This is a genomic window from Stenotrophomonas sp. GD03680, assembly GCF_029844625.1.
GTDB classification, from domain to species: domain Bacteria; phylum Pseudomonadota; class Gammaproteobacteria; order Xanthomonadales; family Xanthomonadaceae; genus Stenotrophomonas; species Stenotrophomonas maltophilia_P.
The window spans coordinates 36,274-55,597 of sequence record NZ_JAOCKC010000005.1 but is presented as its reverse complement, the minus strand read 5'-3'; the positions used below and the strand labels follow the sequence as shown (position 1 = coordinate 55,597).

The window sequence follows — 19,324 nt, the reverse complement described above, 5'->3', positions numbered from 1 at the left end:
GGCGACCTCAGCCCACCTTCGACTGCTGCGGCACGTTGCCCTGGATGATCGAGTGGATCACCTCGTCGGCATCATGCAGCTGCTTGGCATAGACGTCGGTGTCGAACACCGTGCCCTTGGCCGGGGCGCTCGGCAGCACCTCGCCCTTCTGGTCGCGCAGGCTCACCTCGGCCTTCATCGACAGGCCGATACGCAACGGATGTTCGGCAAGCTGCTTGGCATCGATGGCGATGCGCACCGGAACGCGCTGCACGATCTTGATCCAGTTGCCGCTGGCGTTCTGCGCCGGCAGCAGCGAGAACGCCGAGCCGGTCCCCAGACCCAGGCTCTGCACGCGGCCCTTGTACTTCACATCGCCGGCGTACAGGTCAGACTTCAGCTCCACTTCCTGGCCCAGGCGCATGTGGCGCAGCTGGGTTTCCTTGAAGTTGGCCTCGACCCACATCTGCTCGGTCGGCACCACGGCCATCAGTGCGGCACCCGGCTGCACACGCTGGCCCACCTGCACCGAGCGACGGGCCACATAACCGGTGACCGGCGCGACGATGCCCGCGCGGGCATTGTTGAGGTAGGCCTGGCGCAGCTGCGCGGCGGCCGCCTGCACGTCGGGCTGGGTGGCGATCACCGTATCGTCGACCAGCGCACGGTTGCGCTCGACGGTCTCGCGCGAACCGGCCACCGCTGCTTCCGCCGCCGCCAGCTCATCGCGGGCATGGGCGAGTTCTTCGTTGGAGATGGCACCGGTGGCGGCCAGATCCCTGCGGCGTGCGAAGTCCTCGCGCACGCGCTTCAGGGTCACCTGACGGGCATTCAGGTCTGCCTGCGCGCCTTCCACGCTGCGATACAGGCCACGGGTCTGGCGAACGGTCTTGGCCAGGTTGGCTTCAGCCTGCTGCAGGGCCACGGACGTATCGGCCGGGTCCAGCTGCACCAGCAGCTGGCCACGCTCCACGCGCATGCCGTCATCGGCATTGATGGCGACCACGGTGCCTGCCACCAACGGGGTGATCTGTACAAGGTTGCCCTGCACGTAGGCATCGTCGGTTTCTTCGAACCAACGGCCGAACATGAAATACCACAGCGCCAGTGCGGCAAGCAGCAGCACGACGATGACGAACAGGCCCCGCAGCAGGTTGCTGCGGCGGTTGGAGGCGGCCGGGGCCGCAGTGTCTTGGGTCTGGCTCATGGCGGGGATCTTCAGGAATGCGAGGAATCGGAATGGGAGGCAAGCGGCGCGCGATCGGCATCACTGGGCTGGAAGCCCCCGCCCAGCGCTTTGCTCAGGCGCACCGAGGTCTGCACCTGCTGCGACTGCAGGCTGGCCAGCTGCTGTTGTGACTGCAGCAGGGTGGACTGTGCGGACAGCACATCCAGGTAGCTGCCGATGCCGGCGCGGTAACGCTGCCCGGCCAGGTCGAACGCTGCACGCGCCGTGTCCACGGCCTGCTGCTGCGACTGCGCCTGCTGCGCCAGCGAGCGCACCGCATTGACCTGGTCGGCCACGTCGCGCAGTGCGTCAAGCACCGCCTGGTTGTAATTGGCCACCGCCAGGTCGTACTGCGCATCGGTGTCGGCCAGGTTGGCGCGCAGCTTGCCGCCTTCGAAGATCGGCAGGCTCAGCGCCGGGCCGATGTAGGCGAAGGTGGAACTGCTCTGCAGCAGATCGCCGACATTCGGCGCCACCACGCCGGCCAGCGCGGTCAGGTTGAGGCTCGGGTAGAACTTCGTCCTGGCGACCTTGATCTGCTTGTTGGCCGCTTCCACGCGCCAGCGTGCGGCGACGATGTCAGGACGACGGCCGAGCAGCTCGCTGGGCAGCACGCCTGGCAGCTGCAGGGCCGTCGGATTCAACGGCTGCGGACGCTCGATCGTCAGGCCACGGTCGGGGCCCTTGCCGACCAGGGCGGCCAATGCGGTGCGGGCGGCGTCGATGCGTTGCTGCGCGGCCTGCACCTGCTGTTGCGCGGCGGGCACGCGGGCTTCGGCCTGGCGCACCTGCAGATCGCTGTCGATGCCAGCGCGGCGACGCTGCCGGGTCAGTTCCAGCGACTTCTGCGACCGCGTCAGTTCTTCCTCGGCGACATCGTCGAGCTGCCACGCGTAAGCAAGGTCCGCATAGGCCTGGGCGATGCCGGTGGACAGGTTCAGGCGCGCGGCCTGGGCCTCCACGGTGGCGGCATGCGCGCCATCCACGGCCGCTTCCCAGGCGGCGCGCTTGCCGCCCCACAGGTCGATGCCGTAGCTGAAGTCGAAAGCGACCTGGCTGCTGCCTGCGTAGTGGCCACCGATCTCGTCGCCGGCCATCGACTCGGGCAGGCGAAGCCCGGTATAGCCGCCGGAAACGGAGAGACTGGGCAGGCGGTCAGCGCGTGCGGTACCGACCTTGGCCTGCGCCTGGCGCAGACGTGCGTCGGCGGCGTCCAGGCTCGGATGACCGGCCAGGCCTTCGGCGATCAGCGCGTCCAGCTGCGCATCGCCCAATGCCTTCCACCAGTCCTGTGCGGGGAAGCCGGTGGCACTGAGATCGGTGTCGGCCAGGGTGCGCTCGCTGTGCAGGCTGTCCACATCGAGCAGGCGGGCCTGCGGTTCGAGGCCGCGGCTGCTGGCACAGGCGGCCAGCGCCAGCGCCAGCGCCGACAGCAGCAGCGCGCGCCCGGACCGGCGGAATGAGGAATGCGGGATCGGGTTCATGGGGTCGTCAGGGAATCACGGATTCGGGTCAGGAGGGACAACAGCAGCGTGCGCTCGTCGGCGGACAGATCGCGCAGGGCGTAATCCATCACCGCGTCGCCGCGCAGCTTCAAGCGCGCCCACAGTGCGCGGCCTTCATCGGTCAGCACGATCTGCAGCGCACGGCGGTCCTGCGCATGTGCCTCGCGGCGAACGCAGCCCAGGGCTTCGAGCTTGTCCAGCAGGCGGGTGACGGCACTGGGTACCTGGTCGATGGCCTGGGCCAGTTCGTTGGCGGTACAGGGGGCCATGTTCGAGAGCACCTTCAACCCGATGTAGTGGGTGAAGCCGATGCCCAGGTCTTCTTCGGCCATGGACGCGTCAAGCTGGCGGACCAGGCCGTCGCGCACCTGGCGCAGCAGCAGGCCGAAGCTGGGGGGAGTGGTTGCAGGACAGATCATGGGAGTGCATTCTCTTCCAAAAAAAATATTTCTCAATGGAAATATTCGATCTGGCATCGAATGCTGTGTTGCAGCAGCGGGCTGGATCAGTGAAGGCGCCTACCTTAATGGCGCCCCAGGATGGCCCGGTAGTACCATCAAGCCAATGAATGACACATTCCAGCCAGCGGACAGGATGAACAAGGAGCACATCGCGCCGGCCCGGCAGCTGCTGCACAACGAGGCGCTGGACTGGTTCGAGCGCAACGATGGCCCGCCGGTCGTCGGTTTCCGCTTCGACAGTCCGCAGGGGCTCGCCCGTGAAGTCGACTGGCACCATCACCAGCGTGCGCAGCTGATCTGTGTCGAGCGCGGCCTGCTGACCACCCGCACCTCGCATGGAACGTGGTCGCTGGCGCCCGGTTCTGCCGGCTGGATGCCGCCCCTGGAACCGCACACGGTCGCTCTGGACGGCCCGCTGCGTGGCTGGGGCATGGCGCTGGCCGCGCCGGCCTGCACTGCCCTTCCCGCCGCCCCCTGCGTGCTGGGCCTGTCCAGGCTGGCGCAGGCACTGGCGGACCGGATCTGCGGCTGGTCGCTCGACCAGGTCGCCACGCCCGAGCACCAGCACATCATCGAGGTTCTGCTGGATGAGATCCGCACCGCACCGCGCCAGCGCATGCACCTGCCGATGCCGCACGATCGGCGCCTGCTGAAAATCGCCTCGCAGCTGCTGGCCGATCCCTCCGACGAGCGCAGCCTGGCCGAATGGGCGCATTGGGCCGGGCTTTCGCCGCGCAGCCTGACCCGCCACTTCCGCGACGAGACCACGCTGAGCTTCGCGCAGTGGCGCCAGCAGGCCCGTCTGTCCGAAGCGCTGCGGCAGCTGACCGATGGCCGCAGCGTGGCCGATATCGCCCATGCGCTGGGCTTCAGCAGCGCCAGCGCCTTCGTCACCGTGTTCCGCCGCCATTTCGGCCTGCCGCCCGGGCGCTACCTGGCGCGGGCCGGGAATGGACTGGAAACCGGCCTGGACCCTGCGCGCGGCTTGGCATCCCCGGCCGCATCCGGATAATCACAGGATTGCGAGCGGCGACCGCCGTCGCCGCCTCCCGACATAGGTAACAACGCCGCATGACCGAACTTGCCCGCCCCGTGTTCCACGGATTCGAACAACTGCCGTTGCGCGAGTACGCCGAACGCGCCTACCTCGACTACTCGATGTACGTGGTCCTGGACCGCGCCCTGCCGTTCGTCGGCGACGGCCTGAAGCCGGTGCAGCGCCGCATCATCTATTCGATGAGCGAGCTGGGGCTGAATGCCGCGTCCAAGCCGAAGAAGTCCGCACGCACCGTCGGTGACGTCATCGGTAAATACCACCCGCACGGCGACAGCGCGTGCTACGAGGCGCTGGTGCTGATGGCCCAGCCGTTCTCCTACCGCTATCCGCTGATCGAAGGCCAGGGCAACTTCGGCTCCAGCGACGACCCGAAGTCGTTCGCGGCGATGCGCTACACCGAATCCAAGCTCACCCCCATCGCCGAAGTGCTGCTGGGCGAGCTGGGCCAGGGCACCACCGACTGGGCGCCCAACTTCGATGGCACGCTGCAGGAGCCGACGTGGATGCCGGCCCGCCTGCCGCACCTGCTGCTCAACGGCACCACGGGCATCGCCGTGGGCATGGCCACCGATGTGCCGCCGCACAATCTCAACGAGATCGTCAGCGCGCTGCTGCACCTGCTGGACGATCCGGACGCCACCGTGCGCGACCTGTGCGAGCACGTGAAAGGCCCGGACTATCCCTCCAGCGCCGAGATCATCACGGCCGCCAACGATCTGCGCACCCTGTACGAGACCGGCAACGGCAGCGTGCGTGCGCGCGCGACGTTCAGCCGTGAAGCCGGCAACATCGTGGTCACCGCACTGCCGTTCCAGGTATCGCCCTCGAAGGTGATCGAGCAGATCGCCGCGCAGATGCGCGCCAAGAAGCTGCCGTGGCTGGAAGACATCCGCGATGAATCCGACCACGCCAACCCGGTGCGGGTGGTGCTGGTGCCGCGCTCGAACCGCGTCGATGCCGAGCAGCTGATGGGCCACCTGTTCGCCACCACCGACCTGGAGCGCAGCTACCGCGTCAACCTCAACGTGATCGGGCTGGACGGCCGTCCGCAGGTGAAGAACCTGAAGATGCTGCTCAGCGAATGGCTGACGTTCCGCAGCAACACCGTCACCCGCCGCCTGCAGCATCGCCTGCAGAAGGTCGAACGCCGCCTGCACCTGCTGGAAGGTCTGCTGGTGGCCTTCCTCAACCTGGACGAGGTGATCCATATCATCCGTACCGAGGACGAACCGAAGGCCGAACTGATCGCGCGCTTCGGCCTGTCCGAAGAACAGGCCGAGTACATCCTGGAGACCAAGCTGAAGCAGCTGGCCCGCCTGGAGGAAATGAAGATCCGCGGCGAGCAGGACGAGCTGGCCAAGGAACGCGAGAAGATCATCGGCATCCTCGACAGCAAGGCCAAGCTGAAGAAGCTGATCCGCGACGAGCTGCAGGCCGATGCGAAGAAGTTCGGCGACGAGCGCCGCTCGCCGCTGGTCCAGCGCCAGGCGGCGCAGGCCATCGACGAGACCGAGCTGGTGCCAAGCGAGCCGATGACGGTGGTGCTGTCGCAGAAGGGCTGGATCCGCGCCGCCAAGGGTCATGACGTGGACGCGTCGGCCCTGTCCTATCGCGATGGCGATGCGCTGCAGGGCGCCGTGCGCGCGCGCAGCACCCAGCAGGTCGCATTCCTGGACAGCGAAGGCCGGGCCTATTCAACGGCGGTGCACACCCTGCCTTCTGCGCGGGGCAACGGCGAGCCGCTGACCGGCCGTTTCTCGCCGGCGCCCGGCACCAGCTTCGTCACCCTGGCCAGCGCCGAGCCGGACGCACGCTTCGTGCTCGCGTCCAGCCATGGCTACGGCTTCGTCACCCGCTTCGAGAACCTGATCGGCCGCAACAAGGCCGGCAAGGCGATGCTGAACCTGTCCGCCGGCTCGTCGGTGCTGCCGCCGGCGGTGGTCGCCAATGTCGAGAGCGACCGCATCGTGGCGGTGACCAGCTCGGGCAACCTGCTGGCGATTCCGGCCAGCGATCTGCCCGAACTGGACAAAGGCAAGGGCAACAAGATCATCGAGATCCCCAAGGCCAAGCTGGCCACGGAACGCGTGGTCGCCATCGTGGCGATCGGGCCGGGGCAGACCCTGCAGGTGCGCGCCGGCCAGCGCACGATGGGCCTGAAGTTCAACGAGCTCGATGCCTACCTCGGCGCGCGGGCGACCCGCGGCCACCTGCTGCCGCGTGGCTGGCAGAAGGTCGAAGGCCTGTCAGTGGAATGACGCAGCGGGGTCGGATCCCTTTCCAACGGAAAGGGCTCTGACCCCAGCTCTGCCCGCCGGGCATGGCCCGGCGCTACCGAAACGCAGCACCAGACACGAAAAAGCCGGGGCATTCCCCGGCTTTTTCGTTGTCGGCTGGCGGGCGGTGGAGCGGCTGGCGGGCGAAGGCTGGCGAGCGATGCTCCGGTGCTGGCGGGCGACGGTACCGAATCAGTGCGCCGGGGCGCCGCTGCCGTCGATCTTGCTCAGCTGGTACAGCTCCAGGCCGATGCGCTTGATCAGGCCCAGCTGCTGCTCCAGCCACCAGGCGTGGTCCTCTTCGGTGTCCTTCAGCTGCGCCAGCAGGATGTCGCGGCTCACGTAGTCGCCCTTCTCTTCGCACAGCTTCATGCCGGCGGCGAGGTTGTTGCGCACGGCGTACTCGGTGTCCAGATCCTTCTGCAGCATCTCCTCCACCGTCGTACCCGGCTCGGTCAGGTGCGGGCGCATGTCAGGATCACCGCCAAGGAACAGGATGCGGCGCAGCAGCGCGTCGGCATGCTGGGTCTCTTCCTCCATCTCGTGGTTCAGGCGCTCATACAGCGCGAACAGGCCCTGGTCCTCGTAACGGCGGGAGTGGATGAAGTACTGGTCACGCGCGGCAAGCTCGCCGCGCAGCAGTTCCTTCAGGCAGGCGATGACGTCCGGGTTGCCTTTCATGGGGGGCTCCTGTGAATCGATGCGGCATAGGGTGCCCCATTTCAGGATACGGTGATCTAATCGGAATCAGTCGCAGTTGCGCCTGCGGCTACAATCGGCCCCGGCGTTCGGAAAGGACCTGCAATGCGACGTACATGGCGTTGGCTGCTCGGCGTGCTGATCGCCACCCTGCTGGTGGTGGCCCTGGCCGCGTGGCTGCTGCTGCGCGGCAGCCTGGCCGATCTGGAAGGTGAACATGCCCTGCCCGGCCTAAGCGCAGCAGTCACTGTCGAGCGCGACGCGCTGGGCGTGGTCACCATCACCGCGGGCAGCCAGGCCGACGCCATGCGTGCGCTCGGCCGTGTCCACGCACAGGAGCGCTACTTCGAGATGGACCTGATGCGGCGCAGCGCGGCCGGTGAACTGGCCGCGCTGTTCGGCCCGAAGGCCATCGAGGTGGACAAGCGCATGCGGGTTCATCGCCTGCGCGCGCGGACCGACGCCCATCTGGAGGCCGCCTTGCGCAGCAACGCCGCGGCGGTGAACGCGTATGTCGATGGGGTCAACCAGGGCCTGGCCGATCTCTCCGTGCGCCCGTGGGCCTACCTGCTGCTGCGGCAGGCGCCGCAGCCGTGGACCGCCAGCGACAGCGTGCTGGCCGGGCTGGCCATGTACGCCGATCTGCAGGATCCGGGCAACCGGACTGAACTGGCGCTCAGCCGCATCCAGGCGGTGGTGCCACCGGCGCTGCATGCGCTGATCGCGAACCAGGGCAGCGAATGGGATGCGCCCCTGTTCGGCGAGCCGCGCGGCAATGCCCGGCTGCCCGATGCAGGACAACTGGATCTGCTCACGCTGGCCGCCTCGCCCGCCCCCGTGTCGGTGGAAACCGGCGCAGTGGGCAGCAACAACTTCGCCGTGGCCGGCGCACTCACTGCCGATGGCCGTGCCATCGTTGCCGACGACATGCACCTGGGCCTGCGCGCACCCGGCCTCTGGTTCCGTGTGCGTCTGCGCTATCCCGATCCGCAGGCGGCCGGTGGCCAGGTCGACATCAGTGGCTTCTCGCTGCCCGGTCTGCCGGCTGTCATCGTCGGCAGCAACGGGCACATCGCCTGGGGATTCACCAACAGCTACATCGACACCGCCGATTTCCGCAACGAACCGGCCACGGCCCCGGTGACGGTGCATGAAGAGCGCATCGCCGTGGCCGGCCAGGATGACGTAGTGTTTCCGGTGCGCGAGACCGCCTGGGGGCCGATCCTGCACACCCACGCCGATGGCAGCGGCGACGCACTGCGCTGGGTCGCACATCTGCCCGGCGCGGTGCGCCTGGATTTCGCCGACATGGCCCGCGCGGGCGACCTGGACCAGGCCCTGCGCGTGGCCGACCGCGCCGGCATTCCTGCACAGAACCTGGTGATCGGCGACCGCAGCGGGCGCATCGCCTGGCGTCTGATCGGCGCCCGTCCGGACCGTGGCCCCGGATGTGCGGCGGCCGGCTACGCGCCAGCGCGCAATGACGCCTGCGCACCCTGGTCGCTGCGCAGCGACGCTGCTCCCGCACTGATCGATCCCACCAACCACCGTCTGTGGACCGCCAACGGCCGCGTGCTGGACGGCGCCGCACTGGCAGTGGCCGGCAATGGCGGCTACGACCTTGGCGCCCGCGCGCGGCAGATCCGCGACCTGCTGGCGGTCCAGGACCGTTTCGATGAGCACGACCTGCTGGCGATCCAGCTCGATGACCGCGCGGTAATGCTGCAACGCTGGTGGGCGCTGCTGCAGCAGATCACCGCACACAGCAGCGACCCTGCACTGCAGCGCCTGCATGAAGCCAATGCGCACTGGGAAGGACGGGCATCGGTGGACTCGGTGAGCTATCGCATCACCCGCGGCTTCCGTGGCAAGGTGCTCGATGCGGTCGAAGGCGCGCTGCTCGCGCCTGCCCGCGCACAGCTGGGCGCCGACTACCTGCCGCCGCGGCTGCCCGAGCTGGAAGGCGTGGTCTGGCCGATGCTGGAACAGCGCCCGGCACATCTGCTGCCACCCGGTATCGACAGCTGGGATGCGTTGCTGGCGAAGGCCGCACGTGAGCTGGAAGCAGATCTTGCCGGCCAGGGACCGCTGGCCCAGCGCCGCTGGGGAGAGCGCAACACCGCGTCGATCTGCCACCCGGTCAGTCGCGCCCTGCCCGCCTTCGCACGCCGCGCGTTGTGCATGCCGGCCGAGCCGTTGCCCGGCGACCGCGACATGCCACGGGTGCAGGCCCCGGATTTCGGTGCTTCGCAGCGGATGGTGGTCTCCCCCGGTCACGAAGCCGACGGCATCGTGCACATGCCCGGTGGCCAGAGTGGCCACCCGCTGTCCCCCTACTGGGGCGCGGGCCACGAAGACTGGGTGCATGGCCGCCCCTCGCCGTTCCTGCCGGGCAAGGCCCAGCACGTGATGACGCTGGTGCCGGCGAGATAGAGGGGTAGCGCCGGGCCATGCCCGGCGAGCGCGCAGCGCGGACGAACAGCAAAGCCGCCGGGCATGGCCCGGCGCTACCGGCTCAGGTGCGGCGGCGCTCGATCAGGTTCAACAACGGCCCGGTCATCGCAGTGGTCACCAGTGCCATGATCACCAGCACCGCGAACAGGCGATCCCCGAGCAGGCCCAGCTCATAGCCCAGGTTGAGCACGATCAGTTCCATCAGGCCGCGCGTGTTCATCAGCGCTCCCAGCCGCCATGCCTCGCGGGCCGGCAGGCCGGTGCTGCGGGCGGCACTGAATGTGCTCAGCAGCTTGCCGGCCGTGGCCACCGCGATCACCACCAGGCACAGCACGATGTCGCCGGCGTGCAGTGCGTCGGCGCGCATGCGCAGGCCGGTCATGGCGAAGAACAGGGGCAGCAGCAGGGTCACCGCGAACGGCTCGACGCGGGCCATCAGCAGTGCGCGCAGCGGCGCATTGGATGACACCGCCACGCCCGCAGCGAATGCACCGAACAACGCATGGATGCCCAGCATCTCGGTCACCAACGCACTGGCCAGCGACAACAGCAGGATGCCCAGCAACCACCGTCCTTCGCGTCCTGCCACGACCTGCTGGCGGGCAAACCACGGTCTCACCAGGCCAAGCATCAGCACCACGAAGGCCACCACGCCCAGCAGGTTGAGGCTTGCCGGCAGCCAGCCACCGGCCTGTGCAGCCGCCACGATCAGCGCCAGCAGGCACCAGGCCGTGGCGTCGCCGAGTGCCGCGCAGGCAATGGCGGTCTGTCCCAGCGGCGTATGGGTGATGCCGCGATCGGCGAGGATCCGCAGCAGCACCGGGAATGCCGTGATGCTCATCGATATCCCGACGAACAGCGCGAAGGACGTGAAGCCCACGCCCTGCGGACCGTGCTGCGGGTACAGCCAGATCGCCAGGGCCACGCCCAGCATGAATGGCACGGCGATACCGGCATGGCTGACGGTGAACGCGAACCGCCGTCGTCCGCGCAGTGCGGCCAGGTCGAGTTCGGCACCGGCCACCAGCAGAAACATCAGCACACCCAGCTGGCTGAGCAGGCCCAACGGCGCCAGCGACGCCGCCGGGAACAGCGCGCCATGCAACTGCGGCAACAGGCTGCCCAGCACCAACGGGCCCATCATCAGGCCTGCCGCCATTTCGCCGATCACCGCCGGCTGGCCGAAGCGCTTGAGCAGCGCTCCCGCGCCCTTGGCCACCAGCAGCAGGACCAGCAGCTGCAGCAGGAACAGGCCCAGCGGCGATGATAGATGCCGGGCCCAGCTGCCTTCGTCGGCAACCGTGGCGCGTGCGACCGCTTCAGGCGCCGCCGGCCCGGCATACCGCGCCAGCAGCAGGCCGGCCAGCAACGGCAGTCCGGCCCAGGCCACGTAGCGCCACCCCCACTTCATCGGCGGCGCCCGGCCCTCGCTCTGTACGTCCATGAACATTCCCCAATGTGCAGGGGGGCGATGATACGTCCTTGCCTGCGCCGACGCTGAGCGCCCGCCGGGCGTAGCCCGGCGCTGCCGGTCACGCCAGGGCCTGCTCGTGTACCCCGGCAATCGCCCGGCCGGACGGATCGGCCGCTGCGGCGAAACTCGCGTCCCAGGCAATCGCGGCCGGCGAGGAACAGGCGATCGATTTTCCACCCGGGACCGTTTCGGCCGCGGCCCTGCTCGGGAAGAACTGTTCGAACAGGTGGCGATAGTAGTACGCCTCCTTGGTCTGCGGCGGGTTGTGCGGGAAGCGCTTGTCGGCGGCGGCCAGTACCCGGTCGCTGACCTGCGCCTCGGCGTGCGCCTTCAATCCATCGATCCAGCCATAGCCGACGCCATCGCTGAACTGCTCCTTCTGGCGCCACAGGATGCTGTCCGGCAGATAGCCATCGAACGCTTCACGCAACACCGCCTTCTCGATACGGCGACCGCCGAAGCCGCTGCCTACCATCTTGTGCGCGGCGTCGATGCGCATCGCCACATCGAGGAAGTCGCGGTCCAGGAACGGCACGCGGGGCTCCACGCCCCAGGCCATCATTGACTTGTTGGCACGCAGGCAATCGTAGTTGTGCAGGGCATCGAGCTTGCGCACCAGCTCCTGGTGGAATTCGCGCGCGTCCGGTGCCTTGTGGAAGTACAGGTAGCCGCCGAAGATCTCGTCGCTGCCTTCGCCGGACAACACCATCTTCACCCCCATCGCCTTGATCCGCCGGGCCAGCAGGAACATCGGCGTGGACGCGCGGATGGTGGTGACATCGTAGGTTTCGATATGGCGGATCACCTCGGGGAGCACGTCGAGGCCTTCCTCGAAGGTGTACTCGAAACCGTGGTGCACGGTGCCCAGCGCTTCGGCGGCGACGGCGGCGGCGGCCAGATCGGGCGATCCCTTCAGCCCGATCGCGAACGAATGCAGGCGCGGCCACCAGGCTTCGCTCTGGCCGCCATCCTCGATGCGGCGGCGGGCATAGCGGGCGGCGACGGCGGCCACCAGCGACGAATCCAGTCCACCGGACAGCAGCACGCCGTACGGCACGTCGCTCATCAGCTGGCGTTCCACCGCATGTTCAAAGGCCTGTCGCAGCTCGGCCAGATCGGCCTGGCGCCCTTCAACGTCCGCATACTCGCGCCAGGGCTGCTGGTAGTAGCGCACCAGTTCGCCACTGGCACTGTCGTAGTAATGACCCGGCGGGAACTGGGCAACGTCGGCACAGGTATCCACCAACGCTTTCATCTCCGAGGCCACCCGCAGGCGCCCCTGCGCGTCGTGCCCCCAGTACAGCGGCACCACGCCGACCGGATCGCGCGCCACCAGTACGCGACCGGCATCGCGGTCCCACAGCGCGAAGGCGAAGATGCCGTTGAGCTGCTCCAGCCAGCGGGACGGCGAGCCTCCCTGCCGGTACAGCGCGTTGATCACCTCGCAGTCCGAGCCGGTCTGGAAGTCGTAGGGGTGGGCCAGCGCGGCCTTGAGCAGCTGATGGTTGTAGATTTCGCCGTTGACCGCCAGCGCCAGCTGACCGTCCGCCGACAACAGCGGCTGCGAGCCACCCGCCGGATCGACGATGGCCAGCCGCTCGTGCACCAGCAGTGCACCTTCATCAAGGTAGACGCCGCTCCAGTCCGGGCCACGATGACGCTGCCGCTGCGACAGCTCCAACGCATGCCGGCGCAGGGCGGGAAGATCATCACCGGCCTGCAGGCCGAAGATTGCGAAGATCGAACACATGGGGGAACTCCTGTTGTCGGTTCTACGAGGGCAAGGTGTTCGACCGGCCAACCAGGCCCGGGTGGGCTACGCCCGGGCACAAAAAAACCCGCATCGGCCGATGCGGGTTTTCTGGTGTCCGGGCGTGTGTTGCTGTCTATCTACCCAGGGCGCAGTCCCGCATCGGCCGCGCACGATTATTCGCGCGCAGATTATTGCGGTTGTTGTTGACGGCGGTGGCCAGGCGGATCGACATGACCCGACCCTAACCCGGTTTCCGGGGCCGCGCAACAGTTGCGTTGGCAACCAGGTGCGTCGTACGCCGGGCATGGCCCGGCGCTACCGTCGGCCAAGGGCGGCGCCGGGCCATGCCCGGCGTCGTGCCTCACACCAGCAGGCGCTCGACCAGCCGCAGGTACAGGCCCGGCAGGGCCTCAAGCTCATCCACACGCACGTTCTCGTCCACCTGGTGAATGCTGGCGTTGACCGGTCCCACTTCGATGCACTGCGCGCCCAAGGGCGCGATGAAGCGGGCGTCGGACGTTCCGCCACCGGTGCTTTCTTCCGGCGCACCGCCGATGTGGTCGGCCAGCACGGCGCGCGCGGCGGCACGCAGCGTGCCTTTGGGCGTGTAGAACGGCTCGCCGCTGCGGTGCCACTTCAGCGTGTACTGCAGGCCGTGACGGTCCAGCAGCGCGGTGATCTCCGCTTCCAGTTTCGGCGCATCCCAATGCGGGTTGTAGCGGACGTTGAAATCCACTTCCAGCTCGCCCGGAATCACGTTGTTGGCACCGGTGCCGGCATGGATGTTGGAGATCTGCAGGCTGGTCGGCGGAAAGCTCTCGTAACCCTCGTCCCAGCGCCGCGCACTCAGTTCGGCCAACGCCGGCGCCGCCTGGTGGATCGGGTTGCGTGCCTTCTCCGGGTAGGCCACATGGCCCTGCACACCCTGCACGCGCAACTTCGCCGACAGGCTGCCGCGGCGGCCGACGCGGAGCAGATCGCCCAGCGTTGCGGTCGACGAGGGTTCGCCGGTGATGCACCAGTCGATGCGCTGGCCACGCTCTGCGAACAGGCGCGCGACATGGCGCACGCCGTCGATCGCATCGCCCTCCTCGTCACTGGTCAGCAGCACCGCCAGCGTTCCCGCATGATGAGGGTGGGCTGCGGCGAACTGCTCGGCCGCGATCACGAACGCGGCTACGCTGCCCTTCATGTCGGCCGCGCCACGGCCGTACAGCACGCCATCGCGAATCTTCGGGACGAACGGATCGCTCTGCCAGGCCTCGCGCGGTCCCGGTGGCACCACGTCGGTGTGGCCCAGCAGGACCAGCACCGGCGCACCGCTGCCATGGGTCGCCCAGAGGTTGTCGACGTCGCCCAGGCGCAGGTGCTCGCAGTCGAACCCTGCACGCTGCAGCCGCGCCGCAAGCAGCGCCTGGCAGCCGGCATCGTCCGGCGTGACCGATGGCCGTGCGATCAGCTCGCAGGCCAGGTCCAGCACCGCGCTCACGCGCCACCCACGCCGAAGCGCGCCTTGAACCCGTTGTCGCTGAATCCCTGGCTGACCTTGCCGTCGGACGTCACCACCAGCGGGCGCTTGATCAGCTGCGGGTACTCGCGCAGCAGCAGCTTCCACTCGGCATCGGAGGCGGCCGCCTTGCGGTTGTCCGGCAGCTGCCGCCAGGTGGTCGATGACCGGTTGACCATTGCGGACAGGCCGCCCAGCTGCGCGGCCCACTCGACCAGCGTTTCCGGGCCGGGCTTGGTCTCGCGGTAGTCGACGAAGGTATATGGCACGCCGAAGCGGTCCAGCCACTTGGTCGCCTTCTTGCAGGTATCGCAGTTCTTCAATCCGTAGACAGTGGTGCTCATGGCCATCGGCAATGCTGGAAAACAGAGGGGCAGAATCTCACAACAGACGCTCGGACACGACCCGGAACGGCACGCGTGGCAGGTGGAAGGCCAGCCCGTCGGGCAGCGCAACGCCCATCGCCTGCAGGCGTGGACACTGCAGCGTACCCTGCAGGTGCAGCGGCCGCAGATGGGTCAGCTCCACCGGCAGGTCGATGCGGGTGCTGGCCCAGTGCCCGTCACAGGTACGGGCGATGGCCTCGTCCTGGCAGGTCAGGAAACGCAGCAGGGCGTCATGGCCGCCAAAGGCCGCCGACCACGTGGCATCGTCCCAGCCTGCGGCAACCTGCCACTGCAGTCGAAGCGCCGGCGCGCTGCCGTGCCCACCTTCGATCAGGGTATGGCCGCCGCCATTGGCCTCAAGCACATGTGCGAAGCGCACGGAGAGATGAGGTTGCATGGCATCGCTGAAGGCACGCGCACCGGCGACGAAGGCCAGCTGATCCATCACGTTGCGGTCGAACAGCACGACCGGGGTGCCGTCCGGATCGTCGTCGCGGCGCAGATACCACCGCCAGTTGCTCTGCTGCGGCGATGGCAGCAGCGCCCGCAGAGGGCCGGCCAGGGCCGGCCCGAAGTGACCGTGCCGATAGCTGAGGATGGTGTAAGGCGTACGACCGGCATGGACCACGTAGTGATGGCCAGGCGGCGGTGACGGCGCATGACGCACATCGACCCACCAGCTCGCGTAGACCACGTCGCGCACATCGCTGGCCAGCGCCGGCATCGGCCAGCGCCGCGACAGCGCGCGGCGCAGCCGGGTCCAGCGCGGTGCGTGCAGCAGGCGCGGCAGCATCCGCGCGAACACGTTGTCGAACGGATGCCGGTAGATCGCGGACTGCGCCAGGTCGTCCGGCGCAGCCATCGTCAGTCCGCCAGGCCGCGCAGAAGATCGTTGACGCTGGTCTTGCTGCGGGTGCGGGCATCGACCTGCTTGACGATCACCGCGCAGTACAGCGAGTGCGTGCCGTCCTTGCTCGGCAGCGAGCCCGACACCACCACGCTGTACGGCGGGATGTAGCCGTAGGTGATCTCGCCGGTGGCGCGGTTGTAGATGCGGGTGCTCTGGCTGAGGAACACGCCCATGCCGATCACGCTGTGGTGGCCGACCACTACGCCCTCCACCACTTCCGAACGCGCGCCGATGAAGCAATGGTCTTCGATGATGGTCGGGCTGGCCTGCAGCGGTTCGAGCACGCCGCCGATGCCGGCGCCACCGGACAGGTGGCAATGCTGGCCGATCTGCGCACAGGAACCGACGGTGGCCCAGGTATCGACCATCGTGCCCTCGCCGACATGGGCGCCGATGTTGGTGAAGCTCGGCATCAGCACCACATCCTTGCCGAAGTAGGTACCCCGGCGCGCGATCGCGCCCGGCACCACGCGTACCCCGGCACGACGGAACTTTGCTTCATCGTATCCGGCAAAGCGCGATTCGACCTTGTCCCAGAACGGGGCCGGACGGGCATCGACCACCGCCATGTCATTGACACGGAAGTACAGCAGCACCGCCTTCTTCAGCCATTCGTTGACTTTCCAGCCCCCCTGCCCGTCCGGCTCGGCGACACGGAACTCGCCGCTTTCCAGGCCGTCGATCACGCGGTTGACCAGCACCCGGGTCGAGCCCTCCAGTTCATGCAGGGTCAGCGTCGCGCGGCGCTCGAAGGCGCTTTCGATGCCGAACTTCAGTTCTTCCACGCCCGGCGCGGCCGGCCTGCGCAGCGACTTGCGGGCGATGGTCTCGGCGCGCGCGGCTTCCGCGCTCTTGGCCGGGGCCTTCTTCGGCGCCGGCTTCTTCGCGGCAGCCACCTTCTTCACCGGGGCAACGGTCTTCTTTGCGGCCGTCGCGGCAGTGGTCTTTCGGGCCGCCGCGCTCTTGGCGGTCGCGGCGGTCTTCTTTGCAGGCTTGGTGGCCATCAGGTGGGGTCTCCGGCGTTTCGATCAGGGTCCAGGCAGGCCAGCATCGCGTCATGCAGCTGCTGCCGGGCGGGTTCGGTCAGGGGGAGGTCGTGTTCGTCACTGATCACGAAGGTGTCTTCGGCGCGTTCGCCGAACGTGGCAATGCGCGCGTCATGCACGCGCAGGCCCTGGTTGCGCAGCACGAACGCCACGTCGGCCAGCAGGCCGGGGCGGTCGGGTGCGACCAGGGCGAATCGGGTTGCGCCAGGCTCATCGCGGAACTCGATGCGCGGCACGAAGCGGAAGTGACGCAGCTGCCGCGGCACCACCCGCCGCGACGGGCGCAGACGGCCCAGGTCACCGGCCAGCGCCTCGCGCAGCGCAGCTTCCAGGTTGGCGCTGCTGCCATCGGCGAAGGTATCGGCGGGGCTGACCTCAAAGGTATCGAAGATGGTGCCCGCGGGGCCGTCCAGTACCCGTGCGCGATGGATGCCGTAGCCCTTGCGGTCCAGCGTCATCACGATGGCAGCAAACAGGCCGTCGCGATCCGGCGAATGCACGAACACTTCCAGCGCGGGGTCGTCGACGCTGATGCGGCGCACCTTCACCAGCGCCTGGCCCTGCTTCACCGGCACCAGCGCAGCGGCCTGCCAGGCCAGCTGCTCCGGACGCAGGCGGATGAAGCCTTCATCAGGCATGACGGCGAACTGGCGGTCGATCGTGGCGTCGTCATAGCCCTGTTCGCGTACCAGCGCGCGCACGCTGTCACGCGCCTCGGCAACGCGCTCGGCGGCCGGCACCGGATGCTCCAGGCCCTCGCGCAGTGCGCGCCGCGTGGCGAAGTACAGATCGGCCAGCAGCCGGTCCTTCCAGGCGTTCCACAGCTTGGGGCTGGTGCCGGCGATGTCGGCGCAGGTCAGCAGGTACAGGTAGTCGAGGCGGTCGCGGCTGCCGACCAGGGTTGCGAAACGATGGATCACGGCCGGATCGGCGATGTCCTGCTTCTGCGCTGTCACCGACATGCGCAGGTGCTGTTCGACCAGCCACGCCACCAGTTCGGTATCCGAGGCACTGAGCGCATGCGCCTGGCAGAACGCGCGCGCATCCACCGCTCCCAGCTCGGAATGATCGCCGCCGCGGCCCTTGGCAATGTCATGGAACAGCCCGGCCAGCAGCAGCAGCTCCGGCTTGCGCAGCCGCGGCCACACTTCATGCGCGATCGAGAAGCGCTCGTCGGCACGGCTGCTGGCGAACTGGCCGATATTGCGCAGAACCATCAGCGTGTGCTGATCGACGGTGTAGACGTGGAACAGGTCGAACTGCATGCGCCCGCTGACCTGGGCGAACGCGGGAATCCACTGGCCCAGCACACCCAGCCGGGCCATCCGCGAGAGCGTGTCGACCGGGCGCTGGCCACGCAGCAGCGCCATGAACTGCTCACGCGCATCGGCATCGGCCTGGTCATAGGCGGGCAGCAGCGGCAGCGACTCGGCCAGTGCGCGCGCGGTCAGCGAATGCAGGCCACGCACCTGCGGGTTGTTGGCCCAGCCGGCGAACAGGGCGAACACCTGGCCGATGTCGCCGCGCGGCCACGCCGCCTCGTTCGCCGCCAGATAGCCGCGGCGCAGCGAGAAACCCACGGTCAGCGGTTCCGGCAGCGCTTCGCCGTCGAACTGCTCCTCGAAGCGTTGCAGCAGGCGGTCGCTGATCCGGCGCACCACCGAAGCGGCGCGATAGAACCCCTGCATCATCTTCTCGACGCCCAGGTTCTCGGCGTCGTCCTCAAAACCCAGCCGCGCGGCCAGTGTCTTCTGGTAATCGAAGCGGAGGCGCTCCTCCGGCCGCCGTGCCACCAGGTGCAGGCCGAAGCGCAGGCGCGCCAGCACCGCGCGCTCGCGCTGGAGCGCCGCGGCTTCGTCGGCACCCAGATGGCCCAACCCGACCAGCGCCTCAAGGTCGCGAACGCCGAACGCGCGCAGCGCCATCCACCCCAGCGTATTGAGATCACGCAGCCCGCCGGGGCCATCCTTCAGATCGGGCTCGAGGTTGTCGGCGGTATCGCCGAAACGCTGGTGGCGGTTGCGCAGTTCCTCCAGCTTGGCCAGGAAGAAGGTGCGCGCCGGCCACAGTCCGCTGTCGTCGTCGGTTGCTTCGCGCAGCGCCCGGCGCGCCGCATCGTCGGCCAGGATCGGGCGCGCTTCGATCAGCGCGGTCAGCACGGTCTGGTCGGCGGCCGCCTCGCGGCACTGCGCCGCCGAGCGCACGGCATGGCTGACCGCCAATCCGCAATCCCACAGCAGGGCGAACAACCGCGCCAGGCCCGCTTCGTGGGCGAGCTGCGCTGGCGGCGCGCCGAACACCAGCAGATCGATGTCAGACCGTGGGAACAGCTCCCCACGGCCGTAGCCGCCCACTGCGAACAGGGACAGCCCGCTGTCGGACGGCAGGCAGCGCTGCCACGCCAGCCGGATCAGGTGATCGGCCGCGCGCGCGCGCAGTGCCAGCAGGCGCTCGATGTTGTCGCCCTGGTCGAAACGGCGGTACAGCCGCGCATCGGCCTGCTGCAAGGCCTGCCGTGCAGCGGAAGCCCAGTCCGGGTCGTTGAGCGACGCGGCCGGCGTGTCCAGCAGCGAACTCGCCGGCAGCATC

General features: G+C 68.4%; 14 protein-coding genes. 3 read left to right on the top strand and 11 right to left on the bottom strand.

Features of this window, described 5'->3' with window-relative positions:
* Window positions 1-7: 7 nt before the first annotated feature.
* The 3 genes from emrA to emrR are packed head-to-tail and all read right to left on the bottom strand — an operon-like array spanning window position 8 to window position 3,131.
* The gene (emrA, locus tag N5J29_RS08395; RefSeq protein ID WP_053518354.1) at window positions 8-1,186 is read right to left on the bottom strand and encodes a multidrug efflux MFS transporter periplasmic adaptor subunit EmrA; all 1,179 of its coding nucleotides are present in this window, start codon (window positions 1,184-1,186) and stop codon (window positions 8-10) included.
* Window positions 1,187-1,197: 11 nt separating this feature from the next.
* Entirely contained in the window at window positions 1,198-2,691 is a 1,494-nt protein-coding gene (gene emrC, locus N5J29_RS08390) for a multidrug efflux transporter outer membrane subunit EmrC (RefSeq protein ID WP_065174708.1), read from the bottom strand.
* The gene (gene emrR / locus N5J29_RS08385) at window positions 2,688-3,131 is read right to left on the bottom strand and encodes a multidrug efflux system transcriptional regulator EmrR (protein ID WP_053518351.1); all 444 of its coding nucleotides are present in this window, start codon (window positions 3,129-3,131) and stop codon (window positions 2,688-2,690) included. The genes emrC and emrR overlap by 4 nt, the downstream gene beginning before the upstream one ends.
* A gap of 145 nt (window positions 3,132-3,276) precedes the next feature.
* Between emrR and N5J29_RS08380 the strand changes: the two genes are divergently transcribed.
* Both N5J29_RS08380 and parC read left to right on the top strand, forming a co-directional pair.
* A complete protein-coding gene (locus tag N5J29_RS08380; protein ID WP_164150816.1) occupies window positions 3,277-4,185 on the top strand; it encodes a helix-turn-helix transcriptional regulator in 909 nt (302 codons plus the stop codon).
* A gap of 59 nt (window positions 4,186-4,244) precedes the next feature.
* Window positions 4,245-6,488, top strand: coding sequence for a DNA topoisomerase IV subunit A (gene parC, locus N5J29_RS08375; protein ID WP_164150814.1), 2,244 nt, complete (start codon window positions 4,245-4,247; stop codon window positions 6,486-6,488).
* A gap of 210 nt (window positions 6,489-6,698) precedes the next feature.
* Here parC and bfr read toward each other — a convergent pair whose 3' ends face one another.
* The gene (gene bfr, locus N5J29_RS08370) at window positions 6,699-7,187 is read right to left on the bottom strand and encodes a bacterioferritin (protein ID WP_053518345.1); all 489 of its coding nucleotides are present in this window, start codon (window positions 7,185-7,187) and stop codon (window positions 6,699-6,701) included.
* Window positions 7,188-7,310: 123 nt separating this feature from the next.
* Here bfr and N5J29_RS08365 point away from each other — a divergent pair, with 123 nt between their 5' ends.
* Window positions 7,311-9,638, top strand: coding sequence for a penicillin acylase family protein (locus N5J29_RS08365; RefSeq protein ID WP_164150812.1), 2,328 nt, complete (start codon window positions 7,311-7,313; stop codon window positions 9,636-9,638).
* An 82-nt stretch (window positions 9,639-9,720) separates the two neighbouring features.
* Here N5J29_RS08365 and N5J29_RS08360 read toward each other — a convergent pair whose 3' ends face one another.
* The 7 genes from N5J29_RS08360 to N5J29_RS08330 all read right to left on the bottom strand — a co-directional run bounded on the left by N5J29_RS08360 (window position 9,721) and on the right by N5J29_RS08330 (window position 19,323).
* Window positions 9,721-11,109, bottom strand: a complete 1,389-nt coding sequence (locus tag N5J29_RS08360; protein WP_164150810.1) for a cation:proton antiporter — start codon at window positions 11,107-11,109, stop codon at window positions 9,721-9,723.
* Window positions 11,110-11,191: 82 nt separating this feature from the next.
* Entirely contained in the window at window positions 11,192-12,883 is a 1,692-nt protein-coding gene (gene asnB, locus N5J29_RS08355) for an asparagine synthase B (protein WP_053518338.1), read from the bottom strand.
* A 364-nt stretch (window positions 12,884-13,247) separates the two neighbouring features.
* On the bottom strand, window positions 13,248-14,375 hold the full coding sequence (gene dapE, locus N5J29_RS08350; RefSeq protein ID WP_164150808.1) for a succinyl-diaminopimelate desuccinylase: 1,128 nt from the start codon (window positions 14,373-14,375) through the stop codon (window positions 13,248-13,250).
* The gene (locus tag N5J29_RS08345) at window positions 14,372-14,743 is read right to left on the bottom strand and encodes an arsenate reductase (RefSeq protein WP_180875666.1); all 372 of its coding nucleotides are present in this window, start codon (window positions 14,741-14,743) and stop codon (window positions 14,372-14,374) included. The genes dapE and N5J29_RS08345 overlap by 4 nt, the downstream gene beginning before the upstream one ends.
* 31 nt (window positions 14,744-14,774) lie before the next feature.
* Window positions 14,775-15,641 (bottom strand): hypothetical protein, encoded by an 867-nt coding sequence (locus tag N5J29_RS08340; protein ID WP_164150807.1) that lies wholly within the window; start codon window positions 15,639-15,641, stop codon window positions 14,775-14,777.
* Between the two features lie 2 nt (window positions 15,642-15,643).
* Entirely contained in the window at window positions 15,644-16,693 is a 1,050-nt protein-coding gene (gene dapD, locus N5J29_RS08335; protein WP_053518332.1) for a 2,3,4,5-tetrahydropyridine-2,6-dicarboxylate N-succinyltransferase, read from the bottom strand.
* Entirely contained in the window at window positions 16,693-19,323 is a 2,631-nt protein-coding gene (locus N5J29_RS08330; RefSeq protein ID WP_053518331.1) for a [protein-PII] uridylyltransferase, read from the bottom strand. The genes dapD and N5J29_RS08330 overlap by 1 nt, the downstream gene beginning before the upstream one ends.
* Window position 19,324: the final 1 nt, after the last annotated feature.